Origin of the sequence: [Leptolyngbya] sp. PCC 7376, assembly GCF_000316605.1 — a bacterium.
Lineage (GTDB): Bacteria > Cyanobacteriota > Cyanobacteriia > Cyanobacteriales > MRBY01 > MRBY01.
Window position 1 is genome coordinate 4,741,174 of record NC_019683.1, and the last position, 17,645, is coordinate 4,758,818.

Below are 17,645 nucleotides of genomic sequence, written 5' to 3' on the forward strand. Positions count from 1 at the left end.
TCATTGCTAATTACAATTCAATGCCGAGAACCTGCGTATAAGCACCACGCGCTTGGGTGACACCAATTGTTCTCTGAGAGGCCTCAATCATCGGACGACGCAAACTAACAACTAAAAATTGCGCCCCTTCCGCTTGTAGTTTCACCATTTTTGAGAGGCGTTCAACGTTCGCACCGTCGAGGAACATATCTACCTCATCAAAGGCATAGAAAGGAGATGGGCGGTACTTTTGTAGCGAAAAAATAAAAGACAAAGCCGTCAAGGATTTTTCTCCACCAGACATCGAGCTCAAACGCTGTACAGGTTTACCCTTCGGGTGCGCCACCAAATTCAAACCGCCAGCAAACGGATCTTCGGCATTATCCAGTTGGAGATAGCCGTCACCATCGGATAATGTTGCAAAAATCGCTTTAAAGTTTTCATTGACTGCATCGAACGATTTTTTAAACTCCTGAAAACGGCGCGTTGTAAATCGTTCAATTCTCGCCAACACTTCCATCCGCTCTTCTTGAAGCGTATCCAGTTTTTGGGATAGCTCTTCTAAACGCTCTTGGGTTTTCTCATATTCTTTGAGCGCCAGCATATTTACTGGTTCCAACTCTTCAATTTTCTTTTGAGTACGACGAATGGTGCGTTGAAGCTTTTCGACTTGCTCAGTAATTGCGGTGAGAGCTTGCTTAAGGTCATCAGGAATTTCATCAAGCTGTAAAAATGACTCGTCTAAATCCTCAGGGAGTTCTGCTTCATGGTCTTGAATTTGCTGCTGAAGATGTTGGAGAGATTCTGTACGTTCTGTCTGGGTTTCTTTGAGTTTTTCGAGTTTCCAGTTGGCCTCCTGTTGGGATTTTTGCAGTTGCTTAAGAGAAACTTCCTTCGCATCTCGTTGTTTCTTCGCATCACCCATTTGTTCAGATAATTCTGTCAACAACGTCTCCGTCGATTTAATCTCAGCAGTCACCTGATCGAGTTGGGTTTGAATGACTTCAATTTGCCCAGTGAATTCTTCGAGCTGTTCACTAACTTCCTTCAGACGAGTTTCATCGGTATTGAGTTTGTCGGTCAGGCGCGTAATTTGAGAGGTTAAATCGGTGATTTTTTGATTGGTTTCAGCGAGAGCCTGAATACGATTTTGCAGATCAACTTCTTGGGTTTTGATGGTCTTTTGGATGGTCTGCCATTCACTATGGGTTCCCGATTCTTCAAGCTGAGAGAGTTGCTCTTGCAAGGTTGTTAATTGTGCTTCGAGTTCGGGCAAGTTGGCATCAAGTTCTTGGAGGCGATTGCCCTCTTTTTGTAACTCTGCGCGATTAAGTTCAAGGGACTTTTGTAATTGTTGTGCAATAGGTCTGAGGCGATTTAATTCCCGTTCGATTTGTTCTACCCGTAATCTCTGCTCCCGTTCTTTTTGGCGAGCTTCATTTAGCTGACTGGATAATTCCTTAACGCGATCTTCTTTGTCGAGGAGGGTATTTTCGGTGTAGCGCAGCAAATCATTAATCTCTTCGAGGCGATCGCGCAGAGCTGTGATTTCAGCGGATTCTCCTATCGCCATGCTGCCAAAATGCAATGTTGAGCGCTTCGAGACGCTACCGCCCGTCATTGCGCCAGAGGTTTCGAGCAGTTCACCATCGAGGGTAACAATGCGGGTTTTGCCCATAAAACTACGAGCTTGATTAAGACTTTGGAAGACGGCGGTGCTGCCAAACACATACCGAAAAACGTCTTCATATCGCGGGTCACACTGAATCAAATTCACTGCAAAATCAACAAATCCCTGGGCATAACGAGGAATACTATTGGTTTGGAGTTTGGGGGCGCGAACTTTATTTAAAGGCAAAAATGTGGCTCGTCCAGCCCGTTGATTTTTAAGGAGATTAATACCTGCTGATGCAGTGAGGTCATCTTCCACAATCACAAAGCCGAGGCGACCACCCGCCGCAATTTCGAGGGCAAGTTGATAATTTTTCTCCACCTGACCGAGCTGCGCAACCAAACCATGCACACCGGGCAATTTTGCATTCAAAATCGCTTTGGTCGCGTAAGTTCCTTGAGCTTCCTGTTGTGCTTGGGAACGGGCTTCGAGCTTATCGAGTTGCCGTTGTTTATCGCGTAATTCCCGCTGGAGGCGATCGCCCGTTTCTTTTTCAAGTCGTAGATTCTCTTCAGAATTGGCAAACTTTTGCGCGAGAGTTTGAATATCTGTTTGAGTTTGAGCAAGTTGCGCTTGATATTGTTCGAGGTCAGTTTCCTTTTGAGCAATCTCGATATTCGTTTCGGCAAGCTGTTTCCCTTGCTCAGCAATCTTTTGGTCAAGCTGATTCGTCCGTTCGCGCAATTGAGCTTGTTCCGTCCGTTGCGGCGTTAGAGTCCGTTGCAAATCCTGCACCTGCCGCGATAATCCAGCTTGCTCCTGCACCCAAGCTTCGGAGGAACTTGCCAATTCATCCGCCTGTTCACGACTTTGCTCAACCGTTTCTAAAGCTTTTTGACGGTCTGCCTCAAGTTTAGGAAGCGCCTCTTCCTGCAAAGTCAACTTCTCTTCTTCTAACCGCAACAAGGTCTGTTGATTCGATTGAATTTCCTCTAAAAGCTGCGTCTGAATGGACTGCGATCGCCCCTGTTGCGTTTTGAGTTCACCTTGCCGTTGTTCCCACTGACTACGCTTTGCTTTTTGGGTTGCCAATTTCGACGCAACAGAAAGCTGCTCATCTTCGCCGAGAGCTTTCACCTTGGCATTAAGGGTTTCTAATTCTTTATTAGTCTCAAAAATTTCCGTATCGAGATTATTAATCCGTTGATTTAATTCTGCCCGTTCCCTTGCACCAGACGCGATATCTGATTGTAATTTTTGCTCTTGTAATTGCAGCGATCGCCAGACCAATAAAACTTCCTGTTGCTGTTGCCGCGCGAGGTCAATTTTTAAACGCTGATACTTTTCTGCCTTAACCCGATCATCTGCCAGCTTTTCAAGAGTGCGTTCCAACTCTGTGCGAATAATATTGCACTTATCTTCCCGCTCTTTTACTTCTCCTAGCGTCGAACGCGTTTGATTGATTTTCCGGTCGAATTCCGCGACACCTGCCAGCTCATCAATAATTTCCCGTCGCTCCCGCGAGTTCATCGTGATAATGCGCGTCACATCACCCTGAAGCACCACGTTATAACCTTCGGGATAGATGCGGAGGCGATTTAGCTGTTCATGGAGTTGTGTCGCCGTACAAACTTCGCCATTAATCAAGTAGATCGAAGAATAGCTACCACTTTTCGTGACCCGTAGCTTCCGCGTCACTGTCCAATCAGTACTCCGAAACTGACTAAGCAGTTCCTTTAATTCCGATTCATCTTTTTCTTCTGTGTCGTACTGCTGCGCTAAATCCTCAAGATCAAACGTCACCGAAACAGTAGTTTCTGAGGCTCCTTTTCCAGAGGCTTGCTTGTTGTTAATCAGATCGGGGAGACGTTCTGCGCGCATTCCCCGCGAACTCGCTAAACCCAAACAAAATAAAATGCCATCAAGAATATTAGACTTACCCGATCCATTCGGCCCTGAAACAACGGTAAAACCCGGTAACAGAGGAACTGCAACCGTACCACCAAAGGATTTGAAGTGGGTTAGCTCAATTTGCTTGATATGCACCATAGGCGCAGAGAAACCAAATCTAAAACGGGGTGAGTAAGAATTTTAGCGTTATACCGCCAACATGGAACGGATGCTCTGGTGGATATTACAAGAATCATTCCTGGGAAAGAAATCTTGAATATCGAACGTTTTTATTATGTGCATTACCACTTCTCAAGTTCTCTAGTTAGTGCATTGGTAAATTCTTCGAAAGTTTCAACAGTGATTGCATTAGCTAACATTCCCGACATTTCATCGATCTGCAACTTTTCTAATTGAGCTTCATAGAAACCAACAGGCTTATCGAAACGATTATGAAAAATTTCGCTGAGTATAACTTTCAAGTAATTCTGCTGTTTGAATTTATATTCTTTGGCTTCTTTTTCTTGGTGGCTAATTAATTCTAAAAGTTGCTGGAGCGATCGCGCCAAAACGCCTAACTCATCAGGGCGATCGCCAAATTCATCAAAGGCATCAGGATTGTAATTTTGGTTTTCGATCACGGCGATGAGGGAGGCAGTGAGCGTGTAGAGTTCTTCGAGGGATTCGGCATTGGTGCGATGGTTGCGTTCGAGAGAATCCATCACTTGGTTATAGCGGGTAGCGATATGTCCGACTTCAGTAAAGGGTTCAACGGGAACACGAAGAGTTAAATCTTGGGTATTCGCCTGGTGATCCATTACTTGAAAGAGATCGTAGGCATCAGTTTTCGCGCCATGTTCAGAAATATTGAGACCAATATTTTCTTCTTCTGGCAAGACCCGCAGCGATCGCCACCGATTGAGAACAACCAAAATCACCCAAGTTAATCCTGCCCCCCACAGCAACGCCACACCAATACCGAGCAATTGAATCAAAATTTGCTCATAGCGATTATCGATATTGCCAAATAATCCGACGCATAAAGTTCCCCACATTCCTGCACCACCATGGACGGCGATCGCATCCACCGCATCATCAATTTTTTGACGTCGTAATAATACCGAAACCCCTTTTGCCACAGCTGCTGCTGTAATGCCAATGATTACTGCGAGAGGATTTGAGACGACATTACAACAGGCAGTAATCGCCACAAGTCCCGCGAGAGACCCATTAATTAAATCTTCCACCTCGACTCGCTGCGTCTGAATTTGACTGAGGATCATCGCCGCAACCATCCCCGCCACGCCTGCGAGAATCGTGTTGACAATAATATTTGGAACTTCTTCATTAAGAGCGAAAGTACTGCCGCCATTAAAGCCAATCCAGCCCACCCAGAGCAGTAATGTCCCGAGTACTGCAAAGGGCAAATTAGAGCCTTGGATTTTCTGTTCGCCATCCTCTGTAAATTTGCCTCGCCTTGCCCCCACCACAATCAAGGCAGCCAGACTAATCCATGCACCCATGCCATGCACCACAGTGCTTCCTGCAAAATCCAGGAACCCCAGCTCGTATAACCAACCACCTTCATTCCACGCCCAATGACCATACAGCGGATAAATTAAACCCGAAACCAGCACGACAATCAACATATACGCACTAAATTTCAGACGCTCGGCGATCGCCCCCGAAATAATTGTCGTAGCAGTGCCACAAAACATCGCTTGGTAGAGAAAAAATGTTGCGGTCTCAGGATTGGTGGTGGCATTAAAAAAAAAGTCTGTTGAACCAATGGCACCGACGCGGGATAAGCCGAACATAACCCCATAGCCCATTAGCCAAAATAGACTGACCGACACCCCAAAATCAGAGAGGTTTTTTACCGCGACATTAATGCTATTTTTTGAGCGAGTTAGGCCAGATTCTAGGCACATAAATCCCGCCTGCATTAGCAACACCAACCCAGAACAAATTAACAGCCACAACTGGTCAATCATTTATCTTTAAAATCCTTGTTTTCCAAACATTAAGTATGAGTTTTGTGCGCGAATTATTTTGCTCGGTGAAGCTGATAAAAACGAGCAAATTTCGGGATATCTTCCTCATGACCCAGAACAGTCAAGAGATCACCAGAATTCAACATTAAAGTTGGACTCGGATGAGTAAAAAATTCTCCTTGAAACCGTTTTAAGGCCACCACAATAAAAGCCCCTTTACCCCGAATTTCCAGTTCTCGCACCGTTTTGCCCACCAGAGAAGATTGGGGGGCGATCGCCAACTCAATCATTTGCACCTGAATTTGTTGAAGCAGATCATTTAAATGTTCCTGTTCTGTAGGCTGAGTGAAAAAATCTGTCGCTGGTGGTGTCGTGATTAAATTCGCAATCCTTGCCCCACTCACACTCGCTGGCAAAATGACATGATCAGCCCCTGCCAACCGTAATTTTTTCTCTGTACTCGGCACTTCTCCTCGCGCCAAAATCATTAAATCGGCATTCAGCTCCCGCGCCGTCAAAGCAATAAAAACATTACTCGCATCACTCTCTAAAACCGTCGCCAAAGCCTTCGCTTTCTCGATACCCGACTCATGCAAAATTCGTTCATCTGCCGGATCACCTTCTTGAGTTAAATAGCCTCGTTGTTCGGCGATCGCCATCTGCTCTGGATCAATCCCAATCACAACAAATTGCTGTTCTGTATCCTCTAGCTTTTGCGCCAAAATCTGTCCGATATATCCAAACCCACAAATCAACACATGATTTTCTAAATTAGAAATATTTTGCCGCTGCCGTTCCGCCTCAAAAGCGCGATTAATTTCACCCTCCGTCACCATCTGAACAAATCCTCCCACCCCATAAATAGCCGCTGATGTCCCCGCCAAAATCACAAAAATTGTAAACAGTTTTTCGGGTGTTGTTTCTAAAGGTTTCACTTCCCCATAGCCGACCCCAAAAATCGTAATCACCACCATGTAAAACGATTCGAGGATCGTCCAGCCGAACACCATATAGCCCAGCACAGCAAAAATAATCGTCGCCACAAAAAAAAACGACCCAGTCGCAATTTTCTGAAACGGTTTTTGCATAAACAGATTGGCAGTACGGGAACGGCTCATCAACGCAATTGTAAAAACAGCCTTTGATTATGAAGGCTTCTGCTGCCGAAACTTGTATCTAATCTTGCAACTTCGTATTTTGTATTGCCAGAGCAAAATGCGAGAGAACAACCTATCGCTCCGAGGAAGGTTGCGAAACTTTTAAAGGCTTTTTTGCCGCTGGATTTTCTGTTTGAGATGGCTCTTTAAACTGCTCCACACTCAAGGGTTGAGACGACCAATATTCATGCTCTAAATCTGCCTGACTCAATATTTTTTTGAACGCAACATCCTCCGACACCACCACAAGGGAACGCTCTATCGACTCCGCAAAGGTTTCATCTTTTGACATTTGACCTCTTGCAAAAGGTTATGGCAATTCAAAATTGTAAAGACCAGCAATGAGATTAAGTCTTAATCCCCATCTCCGACGGCGGTTACGATATCGACTGGATAATATACGAAATCTTTTGAGCATTCTGAATACAGCAAATTTCAGCCTAGCAAGGTGTATGAAGTAGTATAGGTGAGTTGACTGGTGAGGAAGAAAGTAGCATCTTGCCGAAAGCCTACTCATTAGACTTAAGACAGAAAATAGTGGATGCCTACGAAAGGGGTGGTGTGAGTCAAAGTAGTCTTGCCCGACAATTTGGAGTGGCGAAAAGTTTTGTACAAAAGCTCCTCGACCAAAAACGACTGACAGGGTCGATTGCTCCGAAAAAACGAAGCCAACAAACACCTCCCAAATTAAACGAAGAGCATCAAACAATATTGCGCCAGTTGCTCACCAAGAAAAACGATGCGACGCTAGCGGAACTATGTGATGAGATGGAGAAACGCACTGGTCTCCGTGTGGCCAATAGCACCATGCATCGCACCTTAAGAAGAATGGGATATAGCCTCAAAAAAAACATTCTATCCAGACCTTAAGGCGACAAAACGAGTGCAACAAGCCAGATATGATTTTTGGCAGAAAATGCAAGCGACTCTAGCGAAAAACTTGATTTTTATCGATGAATCGGGCGTGAACTTAGCCATGACAAGACTGAGGGCACGTTCTGAGAAAGGGAAACGAGCTTATAGTCCGAAATCCAGTAAACGAGGCAAGAATGTTTCTTTGATTGGAGCATTAGGCTTCAAGGGAATGGTCGCTAATTATCATCTGCTGGGGAGTACGGATGGATTAACCTTTGAAGCATTCATCAGCCAGAAGTTAATACCAAACTTATGGGCGGGAGCATGTGTGGTGATGGATAACTGTTCGATTCATTTAGGAGAGTCAGTACGCACAATGATTGAGGCCGTGGGAGCTAAGTTGATTTACCTTCCTCCCTATTCTCCAGATTTTTCACCCATTGAAAATTGCTGGTCAAAGTTGAAAAGTACCTTGAAAAGTATCGGGGCAAGAACTTATCTAGCTCTAGACAAGGCAATTGAGGTAGCTTTTTCCAAGATTACCCTTGATGATATTCGATGCTGGTTTACACATTGCTGCTATTGCACCTCACTCGACTAGAAATTGCTATACCATCTCAATGATGATTCTTTGAGCTGCTAAGAACTGATTCTTCTGTTTCTGCTCCGCACCTTTAGGCTTCTTGTGAGGAGTGTGACTCCGCTGATGTCGCTTGTGTAGACCTTGATATCCGGCATCGGCAAGGCAGAGTTGTCCCTGCTGAAAATGCACTCTACTCTTTTTGAGTAGTTTGAAGTCATGGGTGCTACCTTTCTCACAGTCACAACAGATAATCTGTGCCTACTGCCAAGCAATAACTATTTGAGCTTTAAGGGAATGATGCTTCTTTTTCTCTGAGTAGTAAAGACGTTGTTTTTTGGGGCTTTTCAATCGCCTGTTCTGTGGCATCCATCACCACTACTGTTAGAGATAACTCTTCTGAACCATGGAGCTGTTTCATGCCGGGTAAGTGGCAATCGGTTTCTTTGATGAGTGTATTCTCTGTTTTTTGCACCATGCGACAAACTGTTGATTCATGAATGCCCCATGATTGAACGATAGGAAAATAAGTGCGATATTCCCTCGGATATTCCAAGGTGAAGAGTAGCTGATTTTCCAGGGATAAAACACTGGGACGACCGGGTTTTTGCTTTGCTTTAGCTTCTGCTAGGACTTCTACCAGACGATTGAAGGTCTGAAGTTTAACTCCACAGGCTCTCCTGAATTGTTCTGGAGATAAATGTTGGAGCTGTTCGTAAGTCAGCATTTCTATCGCTATGACTCTGATACTTTCCTCTTTTTTACCTACTCTCACCCCTTTTGCAAGAGGTCAACTGATGACATGAAAAGCATCAGGGTGATTCTCTAATATATAGCAGCGAAGGAGAAGGTTAGGACATAGAACAGAAGGCTATTCTGATGGCATCGAACAAATCCTCAGTCTTCTTGATGAGCTTACTTACCTCCTTCTTTAACCTCCCCCAAAACTTCTCTATCTTGTTCAGGTGTGGTGAGTAGGGTGGCAAAAATATCACTTCACATCCTGCCTTCGCCACCAATGTTTGTATTCTTTCCTTTGGATGAACACTGGCATTATCCAGAATAATAATTTGACCCGGAATCAACTCTGGCACTAAGCAATCCTCTACCCATTGGCAAACTAAGGCGCTGTTGGCATAGCCCTCAAATACCATCGGTGCTATCTGCTCTCCCTCTCGCCATCCTCCAATCACGCTAACTCGTTCTATACGATGACCTAACTTCTCTGCGATAAACCTCTCTGACTTATGGCAGTAGCCATACCCATAATCTAAGGTATTATCAAATCCACTTTCATCGATATATACGAGTCGTTCTTGGACATACTGCTTCAGTTGTGCCACAAATGCTTTTTCTAATTCTTTATCTCTCTCTTGATATCGATAGGTCTTTTTTTTCGAGTAAATTCAATTTTCCGTAGAGCTTCACGTCTGGATGCATCACTAATAGACTCTGGCCATTTCTCCGCCATTTCCTTCTGGGTTAGATGCCCATATTTCTCTGCAAAAGCACGAAAAGCATCTAGATCATTAATCTTCGGTTGAGGGCCTCGACGGTAATCTGTCTTCGGAGCGACTGAACCGATTTTCTCTCGTCGTTTCAGCCACAGGTCTAGCGTATTTCGGCTAATACCAAAGAAGCGACAGATATCACTTTTTCGTTCACCTTTATCGAAGGCGGCAACAGCTTTTAGGCGTAAATCAAGACTATGGGGAGCAGGCATGGCATCTATGTTTATTGCTTCTATCCTATTCTGTCTTAACCCACTCCTTGCTTGCTATAGCAGTGATCATTTAATTTGATACGTCATGCGAACCTCAATCCTGAGCCTGTCTGCAATACCAAATTTAGAATTAATTTCTTGGCAAAATTGATCATGCTTGCAGTGAGCACAATAGTAAGGGATGCAACTAGGGCGATCGCCTCCAGCCTCTGAATCGTTTTTTGGGGAGAGGTGAAATTCTAATGCCTATATCTATCGCAATTTCGCTCATGAAGACAAAATCAATAATGGTGTTTTAGAATTTTGGTTTAATCGACACGACAGCATAAGCACTTGGGTCTAGGTATTGACGAGCCGCAGCTTGAATATCATCAGCAGTGATTTTCTGAATACGTTCAACGTAATTTAAAGCAGGTTCCAGAGATCCAAATAAAGACTGATAATAGCCATAAAGATTCGTTCGATCGCCGGGACGCTCATTCCCAAAAATAAAGCGATTTGCTACTTGAGTTTTAACCCTTTCAAGCTCTTGCTCTAAAACAGATTCTCGTTGAATAGTTCTGATGTGATCGACAATTGCAGCCTCTACCTCGGGTATATTTTCAGCGGGTAATTTTGCGGAGAGATATAGTACCCCTTGATGCTTTTGCGTGAAGTTACTCACGCTGATTTGTGAAACTGAACCCCGTTGTTCACGAAGATCACGATAGAGGCGGGATACTTTCCCCTGACCTAAAATCATCGCCAGCAAATCAAGACTATAGGTATTTTCGAGCTGGTTTAGACCGGGTACTCGCCACATCATGACTAGTCGTGCTTGCTGGATACTGTCATCTTCATATTCACGGCGAACAATTTCAGTGAAAGCTTGCTCTGGTTTGAGGTTGGAGAGAGTCGGTACCGCAGCAACCGTTTTTGGTTGATATAGATTATCAAAGGCCTCTGCGACTAATTCAATCAGGCGATCGCCGGGAAGATTTCCCACGACAGCAGCAGTCATCCGTTGGGGCTGATACCAAAATCCATGAAAATCACGCATTTGTTGCGCTTGCAGTCCTTCAATTACAGAGGCAGGACCAAGGACAGGGCGACGATAGGGTAATGTTTCAAATCCTGTTTCAATTGCCCGAAAATAAGTGCGACGACGGGGATTATCTTCCGACCGCCGAATTTCTTCGAGAACCACATGACGTTCTCGCTCAAAAGCATCATCGGGAATACTGGGATTGAGTAAAACATCCAGTTGCAACGGTGCCAACTCTGCAAAATCTTGGGGTGCACAGGTGACGTAATAGTGGGTATATTCTTGGCTCGTGGCGGCATTGGTGACTGCGCCTTTTGCTTCGATGCGCTGCTCAAATTCACCACTAGCAATACGAGGTGTGCCTTTAAAAATCATGTGCTCTAAAAAGTGAGCCATGCCATTAATACTATCGGCTTCGACGGCAGACCCCAGATTCATCCAGACATTGAGACTGACAACATCAACCGGTACCTGTTCTGCGACCACAGTTAAACCATTCGGTAATGTCTTGACGGTTGGTTGGTTGAGACGTGGCGGAGACACTAGGATGGAGGTCATATGAAAGGCAGATAGGTTTTTTCAGCTGACAATTTGGAGTTTCTATACTTTAACGCAATGTTAGTCATCGAGTTTCTACAGGCTTTTCTCGGCGATCGCTGGCTGTCATTCTTCCTGACGATCACTCATCTGGGAGACCAACCGTCTTACATTGTGCTGCTGAGTTTATATTTTTGGTTGGTTAGTCCAGTACAAGGCCGTCAGCTCGGTTTGGTATTGAGCCTCAGCATTATTAGTAATTTTTTATTGAAAGATGCGTTTAGTTTGCCTCGTCCCTACCTACTCAACCCAGATGTGGCAACACCAGCCGCCTTCGAAAAACAAAGTAGTTTTAGTTTTCCAAGCGGTCATGCCCAAGGTATCACAACAGTATGGGTGACAATTGCTCACTACCAACAAAAAACATGGGTTTGGACAGTGGCGATCGCCTTGATTTTTTTAGTGGCTCTCTCGCGAGTTTATCTGGGGGTTCATTTTCCAATTGATGTAATCGCTGGGATTTTTGTCGGCATCATTTGGGCAACTCTCGGCTTCTGGAGTAACGATAACGCAGACAGCTTTTGTTATCAGCTCGAACAAAAAATTTTAATTTGGATTACAGGCGGGATGTTGGCGATCGCCTTTCCAGAGTTTGCGGCAGTACTGGGTGTGTTCTGTGGCTTTTTCACTGTCACAACAAAAAATCATCTAGTTCCAACAACTTGGCTAAGCAAAACTATCCTTGGAATGCTCGGCATTATCATCGTTCTTACACTGCATACTTTACTAAGCAAAATAAGCCTACTACTGCCAGAAATTTCTCTCATTGATTACACACGTTATCTGGCGATCGCACTCTGCATTACAGAAGGTGTACCGTGGCTATGGCGACGCATTCAGCCAGTAAGATAGATAAATACCTATCAACAATTTTATGACCGACGATATCCCCCTCACTTCAACGATTCCTGTCGCCCCAGAAGGCTTTCGCTCTGGCTTTGTTGCCTTACTGGGTCGCCCGAATGTGGGCAAATCGACGTTGATGAATCAGTTGATTGGTCAGAAAATTGCGATCACTTCCCCCGTTGCCCAAACGACTCGTAATCGCCTGCGAGGTATTTTCACAAATGAGCGATCGCAGATTATTTTTGTGGACACACCAGGTATTCATAAACCCCATCATGAACTTGGCAAAATTCTCGTTAAAAATGCCCGTAGTACTGTCGGTGCAGTTGATTTAGTTGTGTTTATTGTGGATGGCTCAGTGCCACTGGGTAAAGGTGATCGATTTATCGCAGACTTTCTCCAGAAAACCCAAGCCTCTGTAATTCTCGGCGTCAATAAAATCGATCAACGTCCTGATAATAAACCCCATATTCTCCAGTCTTATCAAGATCTCGCCACCGAGAATAACTGGCAGCTGCAAGAATTTTCAGCGCTGGAAGGCGATCGCCTCAATACTCTCGAAAACTCTCTCATTACTACCCTCGAACCTGGCCCTTACTATTACCCGCCAGACCTCGTCACAGATCAGCCCGAACGATTCATCATGGCTGAACTCATCCGCGAACAAATTTTGCTCCACACCCGCCAAGAAATTCCTCACTCTGTGGCGATCGCCATTGAACAAGTCAACGAAACCCCAGACATCACCGAAGTCCGAGCTGCGATTAATGTCGAACGCTCATCCCAAAAAGGCATTCTGATTGGCAAAAAAGGTTCCATGCTCAAAACCATTGGCACCGCCGCTCGTCAGCAAATCCAAAAACTGATCGCAGGAAAAGTTTACCTAGAGCTTTTCGTGAAAGTCCAACCGAAATGGCGGCAATCCCGTGCGAGCCTAGCTGAACTTGGATATCGCGTTGAAGAAGGCTAAAGCAAATCAAACAATAGGGCGACTTAACTTTGCCAATAAAAAAACCTTGTCTCAGCAAGGTCTTTCATCATATTCGAATTCATTAAAATTTTGTTTTGAGGATTAGGATTTTTCTAAATCTCTAACCATCATTACTAGAACGTAATTGCGGAGAAGGCTTACGAGAGCGGGGACGACGGGATGAGGACGATGAACGACTACGGCGACCATCACCATTTCTGCCACGCGAGCCACCAGAACGGCCGCCTCTCGAACCAGACCCATCATCACGACTACTGCCATATACATCAAGATAAACCTGATGCTCTGTCTCAGCAGCGGAGGTATTGAGGACGGTTTGAATCGCTTTTAAATTACGACCGCCCCGGCCAAACACTTTTCCTTTATCCTCTTGCTCAAACGCAACACGCACCCAAACTTTGTTACTACTGCTGAGTAGTTCACAATCAACCTTTAAAGAAGAGGGATCGTCAACCAAAGGCTCAAGCAGGAATTTAACGATCTTTCCGTAATCAGGTGTCAATTGCGCTGCGGAATCAGAGGAATTATCGGAATTAGGCATTAACTTGGTCGAATACTTTAGCTTTCTCTAGGATACTGCGAACTGTATCTGTAGGCTGAGCACCGTCTTTAAGACGCTTAACAATTGCAGGAACGTTGAGGCGAGTCTCGTCAGTGCGGGGGTTGTAGAAACCAAGTTCTTCGAGGGGACGACCATCGCGACGGCTTGTACTTTGAGCAGCGACAATACGATAGCTAACTTCTCTTTTTTTACCGAAACGCTTTAAACGTAGCTTTACCATTGGGATTTCTAAGAAATGTCTATAGTGACTAAAGATAAAAATATTTGACTATATAGCCAATATACAATCTAAGCACAGGCGTATAGGGCTGTCAATGTAATTATGGTTTGCGTATGTTGGTGGTCTTGAGGTGACAGGGATCCATATCTGACAGCATTGAAACGGCAAGGTTTTCCAGAATTGTTTATGATCCATGTTAATTATTGTTGAAGTTTGTTTAAGAACCTTGACTACAGCACTTACACCGCCGACTTCTATTCAGCATCAATGGCATCGTCTTGCGCCAATTTGGCAGGGTGGTGTTGAACAGGTGCAAGCTGGTTTACCTCACAGCCAACTTCCGCCTGCATGGCAGATTTTACTGTTGGGAGACGGCTCTCCGACAAGGCATCTGGGATTATTGACTCGGGAAAAAATCGAGGTAGATGTCATTGATATGTCGCCGATTGGTGCGGGGGATGATGGGGCACCTAGTTTGATCTCAGCAATTCCAAATCCTCATTTACGTCGTCAGGTTTGGCTGCGTACGGCTTCCGGTCAAAGGCTTGCCTATGCTACATCTTGGTGGGATGCGAACCATGTGGATGACTATTTGCAAAATAGGAATCTACCGATTTGGGAAAGTTTGACGCGTCTTCATACAGAACTTTATCGGGATATTCAAGGTATTTATTATGGGCGATCGCCTGAGCTAGAAACAGCATTCCAACAGAAAGGGCCATTTTGGGGTAGGCATTATCTCTTTTGGCATGATGGGAAACCTCTCACTTTGATCTATGAAGTCTTTTCTCCCTATCTCTGCAAGTATCTCGGAGAATTGCAGTCTTAATTTTCAAAAAGAAAAAAGCTACCCTCTCGATTAATACGGAAAGGATAGCGATGTTTGATTTATATGCAAGATTTTTGATTTGTTAGAAGTGGGGCGATCGCCAAACCATGATCGCCCTGGAGCTATTTCAGAATCCAAATCGACTTAATAAAACCAACGAGCATCATCAGTTTTGGGCTGAGCATCGTAGTCTTCGTAGGAAGATTCTCCATATCCTTGACCTGAACGGACATCCATTGGATATAACCCTTGAAATGTCTCAATTTGCTCCTGAGATAATGTGATTGGTTCAGCCATCACAATCCAACTCACATTTTCGTCGCAGGGAGGCGTCGTTAGAGCTCTCGAATAAGTTGCATGTGTCATAGATTCCGGGAGTAGACTTTCTGGATTTACCGCTAATCCACTACGACGACTTTCTCCCATCGCTGGTATATTGCGCCAAATTTTACTGACATCGTAATTTTCCGCTCCAGCTTCAATCATTGAGCTAATAACAGCAATGTCTCCGTCGTCATTGGAATGTATGAAGTGAACTTCCATCTCAGCATACTCACCATCAACCGTATGTTCGCTCGGAGTATGGAAATGGAATTGCAACAGATTATAGATTTCGTCACCAATGGTTGCGGTACTTCCTTTCGGATAGTTGACCTGAACAGAATGTTCATTATTAACAACTTCAAATGTGGTCGTTGCATAATTCAGGCTGACAGATACATCAGAATCAAAATCTGACATCTCAAAATCCATTGCGGACTGCATCTCGCCTGTCTTACAAAGCTTGGAATCTTCACTCAAATCATCCCAACTATCAGGGGATTCAGAGCCACTATAATCCCAAGACGATGAAGAGGATATATCCTCATCTTCTTCTATTACAGGATCGTCCATATCTGTCATCATCATGTCTTCAGGATCATCAGACATCATGTCGGTTTCTTCCATCTCAATTTCGGATGTTGTCATGTTTTCGGTATCTTCGGAGATCACTTCCAGCTCTTCCTCAGAAGCCATCTCTTCCTCAGAGTCACCAGCAGTCATTTCCAATTCTTCCACTTCCATTTCAGGTGCCATCACCTCTTCCACAGCATCATCGGTATCTTCGGAGATCATTTCCAACTCTTCCTCAGAAGCCATCTCTTCCTCAGAAGTCATCTCTTCCTCAGAGTCACCAGCAGTCATTTCCAATTCTTCCACTTCCATTTCAGAGGTTATGGCATCTTCCGCAACATCGTCAGATATTATTTCTGGTGTTTCCATGTCGATCTCAGATGTTGTCATATCTTCGATATCATCAGATACCATCTCAGGTTCAACATCCGCATCCAGAACCATTGCGTCATCAGACGTTACAGACGGTTCGGGTATTACCTCTTCTTCTGCATCTGTGGACAGCATATTCTCAAGATCATTGATTACATCTTCTTCTGCTGCGTTTGCAAAGGGAGCGAGAGCAGAAAGACCAATTAGAGACAGAGTTGCGATCGCCAGTGTTTTTTTCATCATGAGAGAAAACTTAAGTTTGAGCTAATACCACACCCAAATTATGAAAAAGATTTTGCGAGAGAGACAAGTTTAAATAAAAATCCATACAAAACAGCTTGTGGAGCTATTTTGTATTCATGCCAAGATAATTGGGTGTGGAGTACTATGACTTACATCCTGGAAAGTCGACATTCAGCATTAGAAGCAACTTATTTTTCCTTCTTCGTTATTTGCCAACATCATGTGTCTTCAGCATTGTCTCAAATGCAATATCGATAGGCCATTTTGAGATAAAGTCTAGCTCTTGAGATGCTTTAGCGATATCAGCTTGAGAATGTAAGACATCGCCAATTCTAGGATCCTTAAAGATTTTTTCCTGTTGCCAATCTGGAAATTGACGTTTCAACAGATCAATCAATTTCAGTAAAGAGGTCTGATTGCCAGAACCAACATTGATAATTGATGTTGATCCAACTTTCAAAGTGACAACTAAACTTTTATATATCGCCCTAGCCACATCCCTCACATAGATAAAATCCCTTGTCTGCCTACCATCACCATAGATAGTGATTGGCAGATTCGACTTCATCGCATTTGAAAAAATAGAGATAACCCCAGAATAATCAGAGTCTGGGCTTTGTCTTTCTCCAAAAACATTAAAAAACCTTAATGCAACAAAAGAAAACCCAAATTCTTTAGCAAATAAAGCGCCATATTTTTCTCCACTCAACTTTTGCAGACCATAGGGAGATAAAGGGTTTACCTCAAAGCGTTCATTAATCGGTGTTTCTTTCGATTCACCATATACTGCAGCCGAACTTGCATACACTAATCTAGGAATACGAAGCTTTTTGCAGAACTCAATAATCTTTATCGTGCTAGAAAGATTAGCGTTGTGAGCCGACAAAGGTTTTTCCCATGAAGCACTAATGGAGGCATTTGCCACCAAATGTACAACTCCATCAAAAGAATCAGGAAAATCCTTTAAATCACATTCTAAAATATCCTTGTAAATGAACTTGAGTCGAGGGTGTTCAGGAAGATTTTTCAAATTCCCAGTCGCTAAATTATCAACAACAGTCACATCACACTCATTCTGAATCAGAAGATCTACCAAATGAGAGCCGATAAAACCAGCGCCACCAACGACCAAAATATTCATACGATAAATCTGTTTCAAAAAAATTGAGGGGGACAAACTATTCCTAGTCGTATCAAGCCCTGACAGTTCAATTTCCAGGGTGAGTAGCCTAACAAAACATTGTGTTCAAAGTTAAGGAAAATCTAAGTTCCAGCAA

Annotated in this window: 16 protein-coding genes and 2 pseudogenes; 5 read left to right on the forward strand and 13 right to left on the reverse strand. The window is 44.0% G+C overall.

Annotation, left to right across the window (positions count from 1 at the left end; genetic code table 11):
• Positions 1-10 precede the first annotated feature (10 nt).
• The 5 genes and pseudogenes from smc to LEPTO7376_RS26680 all read right to left on the reverse strand — a co-directional run.
• Complete coding sequence (gene smc, locus LEPTO7376_RS21250) at positions 11-3,640, reverse strand: chromosome segregation protein SMC (RefSeq protein WP_015136078.1); 3,630 nt, start codon at positions 3,638-3,640, stop codon at positions 11-13.
• Between the two features lie 143 nt (positions 3,641-3,783).
• Positions 3,784-5,475 (reverse strand): ammonium transporter, encoded by a 1,692-nt coding sequence (locus LEPTO7376_RS21255; protein WP_015136079.1) that lies wholly within the window; start codon positions 5,473-5,475, stop codon positions 3,784-3,786.
• A 53-nt stretch (positions 5,476-5,528) separates the two neighbouring features.
• Complete coding sequence (locus LEPTO7376_RS21260) at positions 5,529-6,563, reverse strand: TrkA family potassium uptake protein (RefSeq protein WP_041764309.1); 1,035 nt, start codon at positions 6,561-6,563, stop codon at positions 5,529-5,531.
• 142 nt (positions 6,564-6,705) lie between these two features.
• The gene (locus LEPTO7376_RS21265) at positions 6,706-6,924 is read right to left on the reverse strand and encodes a hypothetical protein (protein ID WP_015136081.1); all 219 of its coding nucleotides are present in this window, start codon (positions 6,922-6,924) and stop codon (positions 6,706-6,708) included.
• A gap of 18 nt (positions 6,925-6,942) precedes the next feature.
• Positions 6,943-7,059, reverse strand: a pseudogene (locus tag LEPTO7376_RS26680) (IS5/IS1182 family transposase); the annotation flags it as partial.
• A gap of 44 nt (positions 7,060-7,103) precedes the next feature.
• Here LEPTO7376_RS26680 and LEPTO7376_RS28110 point away from each other — a divergent pair.
• Together LEPTO7376_RS28110 and LEPTO7376_RS28115 are read left to right on the forward strand one after the other, a co-directional pair.
• A complete protein-coding gene (locus tag LEPTO7376_RS28110) occupies positions 7,104-7,502 on the forward strand; it encodes a transposase (RefSeq protein ID WP_225901096.1) in 399 nt (132 codons plus the stop codon).
• A 13-nt stretch (positions 7,503-7,515) separates the two neighbouring features.
• A complete protein-coding gene (locus tag LEPTO7376_RS28115) occupies positions 7,516-8,088 on the forward strand; it encodes an IS630 family transposase (RefSeq protein WP_041763060.1) in 573 nt (190 codons plus the stop codon).
• A gap of 6 nt (positions 8,089-8,094) precedes the next feature.
• On the opposite strand, the gene LEPTO7376_RS28120 is transcribed toward LEPTO7376_RS28115, so the two are convergent.
• The 4 genes and pseudogenes from LEPTO7376_RS28120 to LEPTO7376_RS21300 form a co-directional block, all read right to left on the reverse strand.
• Positions 8,095-8,322, reverse strand: coding sequence for a transposase family protein (locus tag LEPTO7376_RS28120; RefSeq protein WP_315861597.1), 228 nt, complete (start codon positions 8,320-8,322; stop codon positions 8,095-8,097).
• A gap of 34 nt (positions 8,323-8,356) precedes the next feature.
• On the reverse strand, positions 8,357-8,794 hold the full coding sequence (locus LEPTO7376_RS28125; protein WP_225901144.1) for a transposase family protein: 438 nt from the start codon (positions 8,792-8,794) through the stop codon (positions 8,357-8,359).
• 124 nt (positions 8,795-8,918) lie between these two features.
• Positions 8,919-9,790, reverse strand: a pseudogene (locus LEPTO7376_RS29335) (IS630 family transposase).
• Positions 9,791-10,085: 295 nt separating this feature from the next.
• Positions 10,086-11,372: a pitrilysin family protein gene (locus tag LEPTO7376_RS21300; RefSeq protein WP_015136082.1), complete on the reverse strand. Its 1,287-nt coding sequence runs from the start codon at positions 11,370-11,372 to the stop codon at positions 10,086-10,088.
• A gap of 57 nt (positions 11,373-11,429) precedes the next feature.
• On the opposite strand from LEPTO7376_RS21300, the gene LEPTO7376_RS21305 reads away from it, so the two are divergent.
• Entirely contained in the window at positions 11,430-12,263 is an 834-nt protein-coding gene (locus LEPTO7376_RS21305; RefSeq protein ID WP_015136083.1) for a phosphatase PAP2 family protein, read from the forward strand.
• 22 nt (positions 12,264-12,285) lie between these two features.
• Positions 12,286-13,227, forward strand: a complete 942-nt coding sequence (gene era / locus LEPTO7376_RS21310; protein WP_015136084.1) for a GTPase Era — start codon at positions 12,286-12,288, stop codon at positions 13,225-13,227.
• 121 nt (positions 13,228-13,348) lie between these two features.
• Here the strand turns inward: era and LEPTO7376_RS21315 are convergent, their stop codons facing one another.
• Together LEPTO7376_RS21315 and rpsP are read right to left on the reverse strand one after the other, a co-directional pair.
• The gene (locus tag LEPTO7376_RS21315; RefSeq protein WP_015136085.1) at positions 13,349-13,789 is read right to left on the reverse strand and encodes a KH domain-containing protein; all 441 of its coding nucleotides are present in this window, start codon (positions 13,787-13,789) and stop codon (positions 13,349-13,351) included.
• Positions 13,782-14,030 carry a 30S ribosomal protein S16 gene (rpsP, locus tag LEPTO7376_RS21320; RefSeq protein WP_015136086.1) on the reverse strand — a complete coding sequence of 83 codons (249 nt, stop codon included), beginning with the start codon at positions 14,028-14,030 and terminating at the stop codon, positions 13,782-13,784. Before rpsP ends, LEPTO7376_RS21315 begins: the two co-directional genes overlap by 8 nt.
• 226 nt (positions 14,031-14,256) lie before the next feature.
• Here rpsP and LEPTO7376_RS21325 point away from each other — a divergent pair, with 226 nt between their 5' ends.
• Positions 14,257-14,859, forward strand: coding sequence for a chorismate lyase (locus LEPTO7376_RS21325; RefSeq protein ID WP_041766265.1), 603 nt, complete (start codon positions 14,257-14,259; stop codon positions 14,857-14,859).
• A gap of 144 nt (positions 14,860-15,003) precedes the next feature.
• On the opposite strand, the gene LEPTO7376_RS24035 is transcribed toward LEPTO7376_RS21325, so the two are convergent.
• The gene (locus LEPTO7376_RS24035; RefSeq protein WP_015136088.1) at positions 15,004-16,368 is read right to left on the reverse strand and encodes a carbonic anhydrase; all 1,365 of its coding nucleotides are present in this window, start codon (positions 16,366-16,368) and stop codon (positions 15,004-15,006) included.
• 205 nt (positions 16,369-16,573) lie between these two features.
• Positions 16,574-17,509, reverse strand: a complete 936-nt coding sequence (locus LEPTO7376_RS21335) for an NAD-dependent epimerase/dehydratase family protein (protein ID WP_015136089.1) — start codon at positions 17,507-17,509, stop codon at positions 16,574-16,576.
• Positions 17,510-17,645 lie beyond the last annotated feature (136 nt).